We start from the raw sequence: 15522 nt of genomic DNA, 5'->3' as shown, positions 1-15522 counted from the left end.
CTACTGTGTCGGACACAACACATCGGCATTGCGTCGATGTGAACGAGTCCGATGAAGAGGTGAACCGCGCGTGCGGACCGTCGACCCCCTGCACGTCCGACTGTTGCGGTTGCTCCGCGACGAGGGGGCCGTGTCCCGCGCCGAGTTGGGTGACCGGCTCCAGATGCCGCGCCCGCGACTGTTGGCCGAGCTGGACCGCCTGGTCGCGTTGGGGTACGTCGCCGAGGCCGGTTTCGCCGCCTCCCGGGGCGGGCGTCGCTCGACGCTCGTCGAGCTGAACCCGAAGCTGCGCTTCGCCGCCGTCGACCTGGGCGCCAGCTCGATGGACGTCGAGGTGGTCAACGGCCGCCTCGAACCGGTGGCCCACTACGCCGAGGCGGCCGACATCCGCAGCGGCCCGAAGGTCACCCTGCAGAGGGTCAACGAGTTGCTGCACAAGGCCCGGGTCGACGGGGCGTACGAGCGGCTGGACGCGGTCGGCATCGGCGTACCCGGGCCGGTGAGCTTCCGCGACGGCGTGCCGGTGTCGCCGCCGATCATGCCGGGCTGGGACCGGTTCCCGGTCCGCGAGCTGCTCAGCCGGGAGCACGCCTGCCCGGCGGTGGTGGACAACGACGTCAACATCATGGCCATCGGGGAACGCCACGGCGGGGTCGCCCACTCGGTGGACGACTTCCTCTTCGTGAAGATCGGCACCGGTGTCGGCTGCGGCATCTACCTCTCCGGCGAGGTCTACCGGGGCACCGACGGCTGCGCCGGGGACATCGGCCACATCCAGGTCGACGCGCACGGTCCGATGTGCTCGTGCGGCAACGCGGGCTGCCTGGAGGCGCTGTTCAGCGGTGCCGCGCTGGCCAAGGAGGCGACCGCCGCGGCCCGCAGCGGAGCGTCGCCGGCGCTGGCCGAGCGGTTGAGTCTGCGCGGCACGGTGACCGCCCAGGACGTCGCCGAGGGCGCCGTCGAGGGGGACGTCACCTGCATCCAGCTGATCCGCGACGGCGGACGGCGGGTCGGCGGTGTGCTCGCCGGCCTGGTCAGCTTCACCAATCCGTCGATGATCGTGATCGGCGGTGGGTTGGCCCACCTCGGGCACATCCTGCTCGCCGAGATCCGCAGCGTGGTCTACCGCCGGTCACTGCCGCTGGCTACCGGCAACCTGCCCGTCGTGCTGTCCGAGTTGGGTGGCCGGGCCGGTGTCGCCGGCGCGGCCGTGCTCGCCAGCGACGTCGCCTTCGGGGAAGCATCATGAGCGAGGAGGAGACCGTGGCCCTGTCCGACGAGACCGCCACCACCGGGTCGGCCGACGCCGACGCCGCCGCGCCGCTGGTCGAAGCTCCGCCCGACACCGTCGCGGGCGAGGTGGTCCTGCGCCTCACCGACGTGGTCAAGACCTTCCCCGGCGTACGCGCCCTGGACGGGGTCCAGCTCGAGGTACGCGCCGGAGAGGTGCACTGTCTGCTGGGGCAGAACGGCGCCGGCAAGTCCACCCTCATCAAGGTGCTGGCCGGCGTGCACCAGCCGGACTCCGGGCTGGTCGAGTGGCGCGGCGAACCGGTCACCTTCGCCAACCCGCAGGCCGCCATGAAGGCCGGCATCGCCACCATCTACCAGGAACTCGACCTCGTCGAAGACCTCTCGGTCGCGGAAAACGCGTTCCTCGGGCACGAGTACCGCAGCCTCGGCTTCGTCCGGCGCGGCCGGATGGCCCGGCACACCCGGCAGATCCTCAGCCGGCTCGGTCACGGCGAGATCCCGCCCGGTCGGATGGTCCGCTCCCTGCCGGCGGCCGGCAAGCAGATCGTCAGCATGGCCCGGGCGCTGTCGCACGAGGCGCGACTGATCATCATGGACGAGCCGAGCGCGGTGCTGGCCCACGACGAGGTCGGCAACCTGTTCCGGATCATCCGCGAGCTGACCGCGCAGGGCATCGCCGTCATCTACATCTCCCACCGGATGGAGGAGATCCGCGAGATCGGCGACCGGGTCACCGTACTCAAGGACGGCCGGACCACGGCGGCGAACCTGCCGGCGCGCGACACCCCGACCCGCGACCTGGTCAGCCGGATGACCGGCCGGACCATCGAGTACGTCTTCCCGGACCGCCCGGCCGACGACACCGCCGGGGCCGACCTGCTCCAGGTGGAGGGGTTGACCCGTACCGGCGAGTTCGCCGACGTCTCGCTGACCGTGCGGGCCGGGGAGATCGTCGGCATCGCCGGCCTGGTCGGCTCCGGCCGCTCCGAGCTGTTGGAGACGATCTACGGCGCCCGGCTGGCGGAGGCCGGCACGGTGCGGATGGACGGCAAGGTGCTGCGCCCCGGCGTCGGGGCCGCGGTACGGGCCGGCATGGGCATGGCCCCGGAGGAGCGCAAGAGCCAGGCGCTGCTGCTCGGTGAGCCGATCTACCGCAACGTCACGCTGGCCACCTTCGGCCGGTACGCGCGGCTCGGCTTCACCAACGCGGCGGCGGAACGCGCCGAGGCGGACCGGATCGCCGAGACCCTGGAGCTGCGGCCCCGGGACGTCGACCGGCCGGTCCGCACCCTGTCCGGCGGCAACCAGCAGAAGGTCGTGGTCGGCCGGTGGTTGCTCGGCGGCACCAAGCTGCTGCTGCTGGACGAGCCCACCCGCGGTGTGGACGTGGGTGCCCGGGCCGAGCTGTACCAGGTCATCCGCTCACTGGCCGCGCAGGGCGTCGGCGTCCTGCTGGTCTCCAGCGAGGTACCCGAGGTGCTGGGCCTGGCCGACCGGGTGCTGGTGATGCGCGAAGGCCGGGTCGTCCGCGAAGCCGCGGCCGGCGAACTCGACGAGAACACTGTGCTTGACCTCGTGATGGCGGGGTCCTTGATGGAAGGCGCACCGGCATGAGCGACGCGACTCCCACACCCACCGCGACACCGGAGCGCCCGCAGCTTCCGGCCCAGTCGCCGCCGGTGGACCCGGCGGAGACGGCGGTGGCCAGCGACAAGGCGGCAGCCACCGGCAAGCTCTCCTGGTGGCGGGGCGACGGCGGCGACGGCGCGAAGCGCAACCTCGGCCTGATCGGCGTGCTGGCCGCGCTCATCGTGGTCGGCGCGATCACCAAGCCGGACCTGTACGGCGACCCGACCTGGGTCTGGAACAACGTCCTGGCGATCCTCCAGCTCGCCTCGGTCGTCGGCGTGGTCACGGTCGGCATGACCTTCGTGATCATCGGCGGTGGCATCGACCTGTCGGTCGGCGCGATCGTCGCGCTGGCCGGGGTCTGGTGCACCACGGTCGCCACCCAGAGCTACGGCGCCGGCGGCATGATCTTCACGGCCCTCGTGGTCGGCATCTGCGTCGGCCTGGTCAACGGCGTCCTGATCTCGTACGGCCGGTTGGTGCCCTTCATCGCGACCCTCGCGATGCTGGTGGCCGCGCGCGGCCTGGCGGCCTCGATCTCCAACAAGCAGACGCAGGTGTCGAGCAGCACGTTCATCAACGACATCGCCGCCCGCAAGGTGATCGGCATCCCGATCCTGGTCTACATCCTCGGCGCGGTCGTGCTGGCCGGGTGGGTCCTGCTCAACCGGACGACCTTCGGCCGGCGGACCATCGCCGTCGGTGGTAACCCGGAGGCGGCCCGGCTGGCCGGTATCAACGTCCGCCGGCACACCATGCTGCTCTACGCGCTCTCCGGGCTGTGCTGCGGCATCGCGGCCATCATGCTCACCTCGCAGGCCACCTCGGCGCAGGCGGCGATGGCCAACCTGTACGAGCTGGACGCGATCGCCGCCGCGATCATCGGCGGGACGCTGCTCAGCGGTGGTCGGGGCACGATCGTCGGCTCGCTGCTCGGCGTCATCATCTTCGCCACGATCACGAATCTCTTCGCCATCAACGGCCTCTCCATCGAGGCGCAGAACATGGTCAAGGGCGGCATTATCGTCGCGGCCGTCCTGATCCAGCAGTTCCAGTTCAAGTCAGTCACCCGGCTCCTCGCGCGGAACAGGGTCACCACCACGACCTGACGCACCGCACCGTTGTCCTGGCGACGTCGAGATCTTCGACGGTGGCCGGACCTCGCACACCCTCACCCATGTGAAAACCCGCTCCCAGGAGGTCGTTCATGACCCAGAACAGTCGCGACCTGTCGCGCCGCCGGTTGCTCTTCGGTGGTGCCGCGGTCGGCGCCGCCACCCTGCTGACCGCCTGCACCAGCAACGAGACCCCGGCCGCCAGCACGCAGACCAAGGCCGCCGGCAACGCCGAGGGCAACAACGCTCCGGGCAAGAAGGTGGTCATCGGCTTCTCCGCCCCGGCTGCCGACCACGGCTGGATGGGCGCGATCCACGCCAACGCCAAGGCGCAGGCCGCGGCGTACTCGGACGTGGAGTTCAAGGAGGTCGACGGCGGGTCGAACTCGGAGGCCCAGCGCTCCACGCTCGGCACCCTGATCGCCCAGAAGCCGGACATCATCGTCGTGCTGCCGCACGACGGCAAGGAGGTCAACGCCGTTGCCCTCCAGGCCATGCAGGCCGGCATCCCGATCGTCAACCTCGACCGGGCGTTCCCCGACGCGCTGGCCTCGCGGCTGGTGATCAAGGGCGACAACTACGGCATGGGCGTCTCCGCCGGCCACTTCATCGGCAAGATGCTCAAGGACAAGGGCGTCGCCAACCCGGTCATCGGTGAGATCGCCGGTCTGGAGATCCCGCTGACGGTCGAGCGCAGCGAGGGCTTCAAGGCCGCCCTGGCGACCTACGGGTTCAAGGTGAGCAACCGGCGTTCGGCCGAGTTCACCTCGGACAGTGGCCAGCGCGAGGCGGCCCAGCTCCTCCAGGCGCTGCCGAAGATCGACGCGATCTGGAACCACGACGACGACCAGGGCATCGGTGTGCTCGCGGCCGTCAAGCAGGCCAACCGGTCGGAGTTCTTCATGGTCGGCGGCGCGGGCTCCAAGCTCGCGATCGACGCGATCAAGGCCGACAACTCGGTGCTGAAGGCGACGGTCACCTACAACCCGTCGATGGCGTCCTCGGCGATCTCGCTCGCGCGGCTCATCGCGCAGGGCCGGGGCCTGGGCGACCTGACGGAGCTGCAGGTGCCCAAGGAAGTGACCCTCGCCTCCGAGACGATCACCAAGGAGAACGCGAGCAGCTACGACAAGCTCGGGTTCTGACATACCGGGGGGAGACCCACCTTGTCCACGACAGACAGAGAACTGCGGATCGGCATGGTCGGTTACGCGTTCATGGGCGCCGCGCACTCGCAGGCGTGGCGCACCGTGAACCGCGTGTACGACCTGCCGGCGCGGGCCCGAATGGCGCTGATCTGCGGCCGGGACACCACAGCGGTGTCCGACGCGGCGGACCGGCTCGGCTGGGACGCGTACACGACCGACTGGCGTGACCTGGTCAACCGGGACGACATCGACGTGGTCGACGTCTGCACCCCGGGTGACAGTCACGCCGAGATCGCCCTCGCCGCGTTGGCCGCCGGCAAGCACGTGCTGTGCGAGAAGCCGCTGGCCAACACGGTGGCCGAGGCACGGGCGATGACCGCCGCGGCGGACACCGCCCGCGCCGCCGGGGTGCGATCGATGTGCGGGTTCAACTACCGCCGGGTCCCCGCGGTCACGATGATGCGCCAGATGGTCGCCGAGGGACGACTCGGGGTGATCCGCCACGTCCGCGCGACGTACCTGCAGGACTGGATCGTCGATCCGCAGTTCCCGCTGGTCTGGCGGTTGCAGAAGGACAGGGCGGGCTCCGGCGCGCTCGGTGACATCGGTGCGCACATCATCGACCTGACGCAGTTCGTCGTCGGCCAGCAGATCACCGGCGTCAGTGCGATCACCGAGACGTTCGTCAAGGAGCGGCCGTTGCCGGCCGAGTCGAGCGGGCTGGCGGCCACCGTCGACGGCGAGTCGGCCGACGGCGGCGCTCCGGCCACCGGGCCGGTCACCGTCGACGACGCCGCGGTCTTCGTGGCCCGGCTCGACGGTGGCGCCCTGGCCACGTACGAGGCGAGCCGGTTCGCCACGGGCCGCAAGAACGCCCTGCGTGTCGAGATCAACGGCTCGCTGGGCAGCGTGGTCTTCGACCTGGAGCGGCTCAACGAGTTGGAGTTCTACGACGCCACCCGGCCGACGCTGGAGCAGGGCTTCAGCCGGATCCTGGTGACCGAGGGCGACCACCCGTACATGTCGGCGTGGTGGCCGCCGGGCCACATCATCGGCTACGAGCACTCCTTCACGCACCAGATGCGCGATCTCATCGAGGCGATCGCCACCGGCACCGACCCGGCGCCGTCCTTCGCCGACGCGTTGCAGGTCCAGCTCGTGCTGGACGCGGTGACCCGTTCGGCGGAGACCGGTTCCTCGTGGACCGACGTGGAACCGGCGCTGACCGTGGTCGCCGTCTGACCCCTGACCATCCGCGACGGCGGTGTTCGCGCCGCCGTCGCCCGACCGGCTTTCCGGAGCCGACCGGCGAGGGACCGGCCGCGGTTTGCGCCCCGCGGCCGGGACGAGGTCGGCTCCGGAGAGTGTGCAGCCGGGCCCCACGGCCCGGTGGCGCACGAGCAGGACGGTCGTCCGGTGCGACCGGACCGGGATTCCCCGGCCGCACCGGAGGACCGCCACCACCCCTGGCGATCCGGAGGACCCGATGACATCGCCCGCCGCTGCCCCCACCCGCACCGCTTCCGTCCGCCACCGTCCGGCGGACCGCACCCCGGTCGACGATCCGGTGGGCGCGGCAACCTGAGACGTCCGGTCGGGGCATGCCAACGCCCCGGCCGGCGGATGCGGGGGAGGCAGGGTCGAGACGCCGACCGACCCTGCCTGCCAGCCCCGTCTGCCCGTACCCGTGCCGAGATCCGGTCCGTCGTCGTCGCCGCCGACGCCGACGCCGGACCGGCGTCGTACCGGTACGGGTCGGGCGGGCGGGGCCCATCCATCCGGCCCGAAACTTTCCCGAAACCGGGCCGTATCTTTCCGAAACATATTCTGATATTCCTATATTTAGCGGTACCGACGGTTCCTCGGTAGTGGGGAAGGAGCACCATGCGAACAGGTGTCTGGCTGGTAGGAGCGCGCGGTTCCGTCGCGACCACCAGCATCGTCGGGGGGCTCGCGCTGCGAGCCGGCCTGGCCGGGCCGACCGGCTGCGTGACCGAGCTTCCCGAGCTGCGCGGGCCGGCCCTACCGGCCTTCGCCGATCTCGTCTTCGGTGGACACGACGTGGCCACCACGCCCTTGTGCAAGCGCGCCGAGGCGTTGGCCGACGCCGGTGTCATCCCCGGGCGGCTGGTCGCCGCGCTCCGCGACGAGTTGAGCGTGGTCGAGCAGGAGGTGCGCCCCGCGCCGGTCGGCGACACCCAGGCCGACCGGGCCGCCGCGGTCGCCCGGGACCTGACCAGTTTCCGGGAGCGCCACGAGCTGGACCGGGTGGTGGTGGTGAACGTCTCCGCCACCGAACCGACGCCGCGACCGCACCCGGGACACGCCGAGCCGGCCGCGCTGCGCGCCGCCCTCGACGGCCCCGACGAGGTGCTGCCGCCCAGCTCGCTGTACGCGTACGCGGCGCTGCTGGCCGACTGCCCCTACGTCGACTTCACGCCCTCCACCGGCCTGCGGCTGCCGGCGCTCGCCGCCCTGGCCCAGGAACGCGGCCTGCCGTACGCGGGACACGACGGCAAGACCGGCGAGACCCTGATCAAGTCGGTGCTCGCGCCGATGTTCGCGATGCGTAACCTCGCCGTCCGCTCCTGGTCCGGGATGAACCTGCTCGGCGGCGGCGACGGCGCCACCCTCGCCGACCCGGGCGCCAACGCGGCGAAGGTGCAGAGCAAGCAGCGTGTGCTGGGCGAGACGCTGGGCTACGTCCCGCAGGGCAACACCCGCATCGAGTACGTCGAGGAGCTGGGCGACTTCAAGACCGCCTGGGATCTGATCACGTTCGCCGGCTTCCTCGGCACCGGCATGCGGATGGAGTTCACCTGGCACGGATGCGACTCGGCGCTGGCCGCGCCACTGGTGCTCGACCTGGCCCGGCTCACCGCCGCCGCGCACGCCGCCGGGCACGTCGGGCCGCTGGCCGACCTGGGTTTCTTCTTCAAGGACCCGCTCGACACGCCGACCCACTCGCTGGCCGAGCAGTGGGCCCGGCTGACCGACTTCGCGCGGCGACTGCACGCCGGTCCGGACGGTGGCCATGACCACGCTGGCTGACCTGGCCGAGCTGGTCCGCGCGCCGGCCGCGCTCTCGGTCCCCGGGGACGTGGTGGCCGGCGCGGCCGCGGCCGGCGCACTGAGCCCTCGTACCCCCGCCCTGGCGGGCGCGTCGGTGCTGCTCTACTGGGCCGGCATGGCCGCCAACGACTGGGCCGACCGGCGGCTCGACGCCGAGGAACGCCCGGAACGGCCGATCCCCAGCGGCCGGGTCACCCCGACCGCCGCGCTGGGCCTCGCCGCCGGCCTCACCGCCGCCGGTGTCGGCCTGGCCGCCGCCGTGGGCGGTCGCCGCGCCGCCGCGCTCGCGGTGCCGCTGGCCGCCACCATCTGGGGGTACGACCTGCTGGCCAAGAACACCGCCGCCGGCCCCGCCGTGATGGCCGCCTGCCGAGGGCTGGACGTGCTGCTGGGGGCGTCCGGCGGTCGGCTGGCCCGGGCGCTGCCCTCGGCGGCCACCGTCGCGGCCCACACCTGGACGGTCACCGCGCTGTCCCGTCGCGAGGTCAGCGGCGCGGACGCCGCCCTGCCAATGCGTACCCTGGCCGGCACCGCCGTGGTGGCCGCGAGCGCCGCCGTCGCCGTTCCCGGCGCGCGCCGGCCCGCCGACACGGGCGCCCGCCGCGCTGCCGATGTCGAGGCCGGGCGGACCGACGAGCGGGCCGACGTGGGTGTGGGCCGGGCCTGGTCGAGCGGGATCGCCGCGGCGGTGCCCGCCGTGCTGGCCGGGTGGTACGCCGCCCGCTACGGCGCGGCCCAGGCCCAGGTGGTCCGGGACCCGTCGGCTCCGAAGGTCCGCGCGGCGGTGGGCGCCGGGATCACCGGCCTGCCCGCCCTCCAGGGCGCGCTCACCGCCCGGGGCGGCGCCGGCCTGCTCGGGCTGGCCGTCGCGGCGGCCGCGCCGCTGGGCCGTCGGCTGGCCCGGAAGGTCTCCCCGACATGACCGTGCCCCAGCCCCGCCGCGCCCAGCCCGACGTCGAGCAGCCGGAGGCTGCGCTGGCCGACGCCGGGCGGCCCGCCACCGCGCCGGCCGACGCGACGACGTTGCGCCTCGGGTACGGCACGAACGGCTTCGCCAACCACCGGCTCGACGACGCGCTCGCCGTCATCGCCGACCTGGGCTACGACGGTGTGGCGCTCACCCTGGACCACGACCACCTGGACCCGTTCGCGCCCGGCCTCACCCGCCGGATCGCCGCGGTCGGCCGGCGGCTGTCCGCGCTGGGCCTCGGGTTGGTGATCGAGACCGGGGCCCGCTACCTGCTGGACCCGTGGCACAAGCACGCCCCGACGCTGCTGCACGACGACCCCACCCGGCGGATCGAGTTCCTGCGCCGGGCGGTACGGATCGGCGCCGACCTGGGCGCGGAGGCCGTCTCGTTCTGGGCCGGCGTGCGGCCGGAGACGGTGTCGCCGCAGTGCGCCTGGGACCGGCTGGTGTCCGGCTGCGCCACCGTGGTCGACGCCGCCGAGAGCGCGGGCGTGACCCTCGGCTTCGAACCGGAGCCGGGAATGCTGGTGCAGGACATCGCCGACTGGCGTCGTCTGCACGCCGCGCTCGGCGGGCCGGCCCGCCTCGGCATCACCCTCGACATCGGCCACTGCCGGTGCCTCGAGCCGCAGCCGGTGCCGCAGTGCGTCGCCGAGGTGGCCGAGCACCTGGTCAACGTGCAGATCGACGACATGCGCCGGGGCGTGCACGAGCACCTGGAGTTCGGCACCGGCGAGATCGACTTTCCGCCGGTGCTGGCCGCCCTGGCCGATGCCGGCTACCGCGGCCTGGTGGCGGTGGAGCTACCTCGCGACTCGCACGCCGCGCCCGCCGTGGCTGCCCGGTCCATTGATTTCCTGCGCGCCGCGGCGGTCGCCTCAACAATCGGTGACCGCCGGCGACAGAAGGTACCCACCGACGCCCTTTGCTCTGCTTCAACGGACGCAACAGATCCGGACACCGACCGACGCGTGGAGTGAAGCAGAGCAAAGGACGCGCTCGGGCGCTCGGGCACCTGCGCAGCAGCACAGCAGCACAAGGGGAGGAGACGGGATGACACCGGATTCACTGCGGGCCGCGCTGCGAGGCGTACCCGATCCCGACTGGCTGGACACGGCGCTGCGCCGGGTCGCGGCCGAGCCCACCGCGATCACCCGGCTCTTTCCGGCCGTCGGCCGGCGCTGCGGTCGGGCCGCGCTGCCCGACGCGCCCGGCTGGACCGCCGATGACGCGGCCCGGGTGCTGCTGCTGACCAGCCTGCCCGGCGAGCACGCCGAGCACGCCGTGAGCCTCTACCAGCACGGTGACGCCGCCGAACGGCGGGCCGTGCTGCGGGCGTTGCCGCTGCTGCCGATCGGCGACGCCGGGGTGCCGCTGCTGCACGACGCGATCCGGACCAACGACACCCGGTTGGTCGCCGCCGCCCTCGGCCCGTACGCCCGGCACCTCGATCCGGCCGCCTGGCGGCAGGCGGTGCTCAAGTGCGTGTTCAGCGGGGTGCCCCTCGCCGCGGTGGCCGACCTGGACAGCCGGGCCGACGGTGAGTTGGCGGCGATGCTCGCCGCGCTCGCCGCCGAACGGCACGCCGCCGGCCGCGACCTGCCCGCCGACGCCACCGACCTGCTCCACCGGCTCACCGCCGCACTGCCCCGGGAGGCGTGACATGCGCATCTTCGACCCACACATCCACATGACCTCGCGCACCACCGACGACTACGAACGGATGGCCGCCGCCGGTGTGCGCGCGCTGGTGGAGCCGGCGTTCTGGCTGGGGCAGCCGCGCACCAGCGCCGCGTCGTTCGTCGACTACTTCGACTCGCTGATCGGCTGGGAGCCGTTCCGGGCCGGGCAGTTCGGGGTGCGCCACTTCGCCACCATCGCGCTCAACCCCAAGGAGGCCAACGACCCGCGCTGCCGTCCGGTGCTCGACCTGCTGCCCCGCTACCTGGACAAGGACGGGGTGGTGGCGGTCGGCGAGATCGGGTACGACTCGATGACGCCCGAGGAGGACGAGGCGTTCGCCGCGCAGCTCGCCCTGGCCGTGGCGTACGACCTGCCGGCGCTGGTGCACACCCCGCACCGGGACAAGGCCCGGGGCTGCGAACGCACCCTCGCCGTGGTCGCCGAGTCCGGCATCGACGCGGGTCGGGTGGTGGTCGACCACCTCAACGAGGTGACCGTCAAGCTGGTCAAGGACAGCGGCTGCTGGCTGGGCTTCTCCATCTACCCGGACACCAAGATGACCCCGTCGCGGATGGTCGAGCTGCTGCGCGAGTACGGCACGGAACGGATGCTGGTCAACTCGGCGGCCGACTGGGGACGCTCCGATCCGCTGCTGACCCGGGCCACCGGCGAGGCGATGCTCCAGGCCGGGTTCAGCGACGACGACGTCGACAAGGTGCTGTGGCGCAACCCGGTGGAGTTCTACGGGCAGTCGGGGCGGCTCGACCTCGGCGACCTGGCGGAGCCCGCCGCCGTGGACCCGCAGACCGGCAACTCGATCCTGCGCGGCGGCAGCTGATGCGGCTGCGACATTCCGGCGGCGAGACCGTGCACCTCGGCTACTGCACCAACGTGCACCCGGCGGAGGACCTGGCCGGCATCCTCGCCCAACTGGACACCTACGCCGTGCCGGTGCGGCAGGCGCTCGGCAGCGACCTGCTCGGGCTCGGTCTGTGGCTGGCCGCCCCGGTCGCCACCGAACTGGCCGCCGATGAGACGCTGCGCCGCCGGCTCCGCGCCGAACTGGACGCGCGCGGTCTGGAGGTGGTCACCCTCAACGGCTTCCCGTACGCGGCCTTCCAGGCCCCGGTGGTCAAGCAGGACGTGTACCACCCGGACTGGACGACCGAGCAGCGGCTGTCGTACACCCTGGATCTGGCCCGGGTGCTCGCGGACCTGCTGCCGGACGACGCGGCCCGGGGCTCGATCTCGACCCTGCCGCTGGCCTGGCGGCGGCCGTGGAGCGCAGACATGGCGGAGGCCGCCCGGCGGCGGCTCGATGCGCTCGCGGCCGGTCTGGCCGCCGTGCAGCGGGACACCGGCCGCGAGGTACGGGTGGCGTTCGAGCCGGAGCCCGGTTGTGTGGTGGAGAGCACCGGGCAGGCCGCCGCGCTGCTGTCCGGCATGGACACCGATCGGCTGGGCGTCTGCCTCGACCTCGCGCACCTGGCCTGTGCGTGGGAGGAGCCCGCGGCGGCGCTGGACCGGCTGCGGACGGCCGGGCTGCCGGTGGTGAAGGTGCAGGTCTCCGCCGCCGTCGAGGCGGCCGACCCGGACGGTGGCGCCGACGCGCTGCGCCGCTGGGTGGAGCCGCGTTTCCTGCACCAGACCCGCGGCGCCGGCTGCGCGGGCGCGGCCGACCCGGCCGACGAGGCGTACGCCGCCGACGACCTCGACGAGGCGCTGGACCGGAAGGTGCCCGGCCCGTGGCGGGTGCACTACCACGTGCCCCTGCACGCCCCGCCCGAGGAGCCGCTCGGCTCGACCCTGCCGGTTCTCCGTGCGGCCCTGAGAGCGCTCTTCGAGGGGCCGGTCGCCGGCTGCGACCACCTCGACGTCGAGACGTACACCTGGGGTGTCCTGCCGGCCGCACGGCGGCCCGGCACCGACGCGGAGCTGGCCGCCGGCATCGCCGCCGAGCTGGCCTTCGCCCGCGACGAACTGGTCGGCCTCGGGCTGACCACCTACCGAACCGAGAGCATGGAGGTGACGCGATGAGCCGGCGACTGGTGGTCCTCGACGTGGTGGGGCTGACCCCGCGACTGCTGAAGCACATGCCTCGGCTGCGTGGCGTCGCCGACGGCGGCTTCCGGGCCGAACTGGGCACGGTGCTGCCCGCGGTGACCTGCTCGGTGCAGTCCACCTTCCTCACCGGCGAGCAGCCCAGCGGGCACGGCATCGTGGGCAACGGGTGGTACTTCCGGGAGCTGGGCGAGGTGCTGCTGTGGCGGCAGCACAACGCCCTGGTCGGCGGGGACAAGCTCTGGCACGCGGCCCGCCGGGCCGAGCCGGGCTACACCGTGGCCAACGTCTGCTGGTGGTACGCCATGGGCGCGGACGTCAACTGGACCGTCACGCCCCGCCCGGTGTACTACGCCGACGGCCGCAAGGAGCCGGACTGCTACACCGACCCGCCGGAGCTGCACGACGCGCTCACCGGGCGGCTGGGCACCTTCCCGCTGTTCACCTACTGGGGGCCGACGGCCGCGCTGCCGTCGTCGAAGTGGATCTGCCAGGCGGCCGAGCAGATCCTGGCCGACGTGTCACCCGACCTGACCCTGGTCTATGTCCCCCACCTGGACTACGACCTGCAACGGTACGGTCCCTCGTCGCCGCAGGCCGCCACGGCGGCGGCCGAGCTGGACGCCGTCCTCGGGCCACTGCTGGACGCCGCCCGCGCCCGGGACGCCACCGTGGTGGTGCTCTCCGAGTACGGCATCACCGACGTGTCCCGGCCGGTCGACGTCAACCGGCTGCTGCGCAGCGAGGGGTTGCTGCGGGTGCACACCCAGGCCGGCATGGAGTACCTCGACCCGTGGACGTCGAAGGCGTTCGCCGTCGCGGACCACCAGGTCGCCCACGTCTACGTCAAGGACCCGGCCGATGTGCCGACGGTGGCGAAGCTCTGCGCCGGGCTGCCCGGCGTGGCCGAGGTGCTCGACGCCGAGGGCAAGGCCGCGCACGGGCTGGACCACCCGCGCGCCGGCGAGCTGGTGCTGGTGGCCGAGCCGGACTCCTGGTTCACCTACTACTACTGGCTGGACGACGCCCGCGCGCCCGACTTCGCCCGGCTGGTCGAGATCCACCGCAAGCCGGGGTACGACCCCGCCGAACTCTTCTTCGACCCGGCCAATCCCGGCGCGGCCAAGGCGCGCGCAGGGGTGGCGCTGGCCCGCAAGAAGCTCGGCATGCGCTACCTGATGAGCGCCGTCGGCCTGGACGCCGGCGCCCGCGCGATCCGTGGCTCGCACGGACGGCTTCCCAGCGACCCGGCGGACGCCCCGGTGCTGCTCTGCTCCGACCCCTCCGCCGCCCGGGACCGGATCGCGGCCACCGAGGTCAAGGGGCTGTTACTGGAGCTGGCCGGGTTAAGCGGTGCCGGTGCGCAGGGTCCGGGAGATCGGACGTGACCGTCACCGTCGCGCCCACCGACACCAGCGGTCTGCGGGCGCGCTTCGACGCGGAACTGGCCGCCTTCCTCGACCGGCAGGGCCCGGACTGGCCGGACGGCGCGCCCCGGGGCGTCTTCACCGCGCTGCAACGGTTCGTGCTGGCCGGCGGGAAGCGGCTACGCCCCCTGTTCTGCTACTGGGGTTGGCGCGGTGCCGGGGCAGCCGACGCCACCCCGATCGTGGTGGCCGCGGCGGCGTTGGAACTGTTCCACGCGTTCGCGCTGATCCACGACGACATCCTGGACGGCAGTGACCGCCGCCGGGGCGAACCGTCGGTGCACCGGCTCTTCGCCGACCTGCACACCCGTTCGTCGTGGCGCGGCGACCCCGAGGCGTACGGGCGCAACACCGCGCTGCTCTGCGGCGATCTCTGCGCGGCCTGGTCCGACCAGATGTTCCACGAGTGCGGGCTGGAGACCGAGCAGGTGCACCGGGGGTACGCGGTGTTCGCGCTGATGCGTACCGAGGTGATCGCGGGGGAGTACCTGGACCTGGTCTCCGGGGTGGGCGACGGCTCGGTCGCCAGCGCGCTCACCGTGATCCGGATGAAGGCGGCCCGGTACACGGTCACCCGGCCGTTGCAGATCGGGGCGGCGCTGGCCGGCGGCGGCCCGGAGCTGATCGCCGCGCTCGGCGAGTTCGGCGACCCGTTGGGGGACGCGTTCCAACTCCGCGACGACGTGTTGGGCGTCTTCGGTGATCCGGCGGTCACCGGCAAGTCGATCCTGGACGACCTGCGCGAGGGCAAGCCCACGGTGATGATGGCGCTGGCCCGCAGCGCCGCGGACCGGTCGCAGACCGCGCGGTTGCGGGAGCTGTTCGGCAACCCGTCGCTGGACACCGACGGCGCGGCGGACCTGCGCGAGATCATCGAGGCCACCGGCGCGCGGGACCGGATCGAGCAGATGATCCGGGTACGCACCGAGGCCGCGCTGACCGCGTTGCAGAGCGCGGCGGTCAGCGAGGAGGCCCGGGCCGCCCTGGTCGCGTTGGCCGCGCAGGCCATCGATCGGCGCGCCTGACCCGCCGACTTTCGATCAAATCGACGAAAGTTCATGCTGTCCTACCGGAAGGTATGGACACATCGACGCTTGCGACTTAGTGTCGGGGCCAACACGACAATGTTTCGTCGAGGTGAACCGGCGGCGCGGTAACCCATC

The 15522-nt window shown here is 72.7% G+C and carries 13 protein-coding genes; all 13 read left to right on the top strand.

Annotated features, from left to right (window positions below; translation table 11 throughout):
• The first annotated feature begins 70 nt into the window (after positions 1-70).
• The 13 genes from ACN263_RS22860 to ACN263_RS22800 all read left to right on the top strand — a co-directional run bounded on the left by ACN263_RS22860 (position 71) and on the right by ACN263_RS22800 (position 15384).
• Entirely contained in the window at positions 71-1249 is a 1179-nt protein-coding gene (locus ACN263_RS22860; RefSeq protein ID WP_422736395.1) for an ROK family protein, read from the top strand.
• Positions 1246-2868: a sugar ABC transporter ATP-binding protein gene (locus ACN263_RS22855; protein WP_422736394.1), complete on the top strand. Its 1623-nt coding sequence runs from the start codon at positions 1246-1248 to the stop codon at positions 2866-2868. Before ACN263_RS22860 ends, ACN263_RS22855 begins: the two co-directional genes overlap by 4 nt.
• On the top strand, positions 2865-3992 hold the full coding sequence (locus ACN263_RS22850; RefSeq protein ID WP_422736393.1) for an ABC transporter permease: 1128 nt from the start codon (positions 2865-2867) through the stop codon (positions 3990-3992). The genes ACN263_RS22855 and ACN263_RS22850 overlap by 4 nt, the downstream gene beginning before the upstream one ends.
• A 98-nt stretch (positions 3993-4090) precedes the next feature.
• Positions 4091-5143 carry a substrate-binding domain-containing protein gene (locus ACN263_RS22845; RefSeq protein WP_357175797.1) on the top strand — a complete coding sequence of 351 codons (1053 nt, stop codon included), beginning with the start codon at positions 4091-4093 and terminating at the stop codon, positions 5141-5143.
• A gap of 54 nt (positions 5144-5197) precedes the next feature.
• Positions 5198-6388: a Gfo/Idh/MocA family protein gene (locus tag ACN263_RS22840; RefSeq protein ID WP_422740787.1), complete on the top strand. Its 1191-nt coding sequence runs from the start codon at positions 5198-5200 to the stop codon at positions 6386-6388.
• Positions 6389-7030: 642 nt separating this feature from the next.
• Positions 7031-8197, top strand: coding sequence for an inositol-3-phosphate synthase (locus ACN263_RS22835; protein WP_422736392.1), 1167 nt, complete (start codon positions 7031-7033; stop codon positions 8195-8197).
• The gene (locus tag ACN263_RS22830; protein ID WP_422736391.1) at positions 8181-9140 is read left to right on the top strand and encodes an SCO3242 family prenyltransferase; all 960 of its coding nucleotides are present in this window, start codon (positions 8181-8183) and stop codon (positions 9138-9140) included. Before ACN263_RS22835 ends, ACN263_RS22830 begins: the two co-directional genes overlap by 17 nt.
• Positions 9137-10168: a sugar phosphate isomerase/epimerase family protein gene (locus ACN263_RS22825; protein WP_422736390.1), complete on the top strand. Its 1032-nt coding sequence runs from the start codon at positions 9137-9139 to the stop codon at positions 10166-10168. The genes ACN263_RS22830 and ACN263_RS22825 overlap by 4 nt, the downstream gene beginning before the upstream one ends.
• 73 nt (positions 10169-10241) lie before the next feature.
• Positions 10242-10850: an EboA domain-containing protein gene (locus tag ACN263_RS22820; protein WP_422736389.1), complete on the top strand. Its 609-nt coding sequence runs from the start codon at positions 10242-10244 to the stop codon at positions 10848-10850.
• Between the two features lies 1 nt (position 10851).
• Positions 10852-11709, top strand: a complete 858-nt coding sequence (locus ACN263_RS22815) for a TatD family hydrolase (RefSeq protein WP_422736388.1) — start codon at positions 10852-10854, stop codon at positions 11707-11709.
• Positions 11709-12908 (top strand): metabolite traffic protein EboE, encoded by a 1200-nt coding sequence (gene eboE / locus ACN263_RS22810; protein ID WP_422736387.1) that lies wholly within the window; start codon positions 11709-11711, stop codon positions 12906-12908. Before ACN263_RS22815 ends, eboE begins: the two co-directional genes overlap by 1 nt.
• Positions 12905-14320 (top strand): alkaline phosphatase family protein, encoded by a 1416-nt coding sequence (locus tag ACN263_RS22805; RefSeq protein ID WP_422736386.1) that lies wholly within the window; start codon positions 12905-12907, stop codon positions 14318-14320. The genes eboE and ACN263_RS22805 overlap by 4 nt, the downstream gene beginning before the upstream one ends.
• Complete coding sequence (locus ACN263_RS22800) at positions 14317-15384, top strand: polyprenyl synthetase family protein (RefSeq protein ID WP_422736385.1); 1068 nt, start codon at positions 14317-14319, stop codon at positions 15382-15384. Before ACN263_RS22805 ends, ACN263_RS22800 begins: the two co-directional genes overlap by 4 nt.
• The last annotated feature ends 138 nt before the right edge of the window (positions 15385-15522 follow it).

The sequence above is a fragment of the Micromonospora sp. WMMD729 genome (assembly GCF_049315225.1).
GTDB lineage: Bacteria > Actinomycetota > Actinomycetes > Mycobacteriales > Micromonosporaceae > Micromonospora.
This window is presented reverse-complemented; position numbering and strand designations above follow the sequence as displayed.

Bases quoted from the DNA above. Each gene is read 5' to 3' on its own strand.
- ACN263_RS22855 (WP_422736394.1), top strand. From the start codon at position 1,246: ATGAGCGAGGAGGAGACCGTGGCCCTGTCCGACGAGACCGCCACCACC.
- ACN263_RS22850 (WP_422736393.1), top strand. From the start codon at position 2,865: ATGAGCGACGCGACTCCCACACCCACCGCGACACCGGAGCGCCCGCAG.
- ACN263_RS22845 (WP_357175797.1), top strand. From the start codon at position 4,091: ATGACCCAGAACAGTCGCGACCTGTCGCGCCGCCGGTTGCTCTTCGGT.
- ACN263_RS22840 (WP_422740787.1), top strand. From the start codon at position 5,198: ATGGTCGGTTACGCGTTCATGGGCGCCGCGCACTCGCAGGCGTGGCGC.
- ACN263_RS22835 (WP_422736392.1), top strand. From the start codon at position 7,031: ATGCGAACAGGTGTCTGGCTGGTAGGAGCGCGCGGTTCCGTCGCGACC.
- ACN263_RS22830 (WP_422736391.1), top strand. From the start codon at position 8,181: ATGACCACGCTGGCTGACCTGGCCGAGCTGGTCCGCGCGCCGGCCGCG.
- ACN263_RS22825 (WP_422736390.1), top strand. From the start codon at position 9,137: ATGACCGTGCCCCAGCCCCGCCGCGCCCAGCCCGACGTCGAGCAGCCG.
- ACN263_RS22820 (WP_422736389.1), top strand. From the start codon at position 10,242: ATGACACCGGATTCACTGCGGGCCGCGCTGCGAGGCGTACCCGATCCC.
- ACN263_RS22815 (WP_422736388.1), top strand. From the start codon at position 10,852: ATGCGCATCTTCGACCCACACATCCACATGACCTCGCGCACCACCGAC.
- eboE (WP_422736387.1), top strand. From the start codon at position 11,709: ATGCGGCTGCGACATTCCGGCGGCGAGACCGTGCACCTCGGCTACTGC.
- ACN263_RS22805 (WP_422736386.1), top strand. From the start codon at position 12,905: ATGAGCCGGCGACTGGTGGTCCTCGACGTGGTGGGGCTGACCCCGCGA.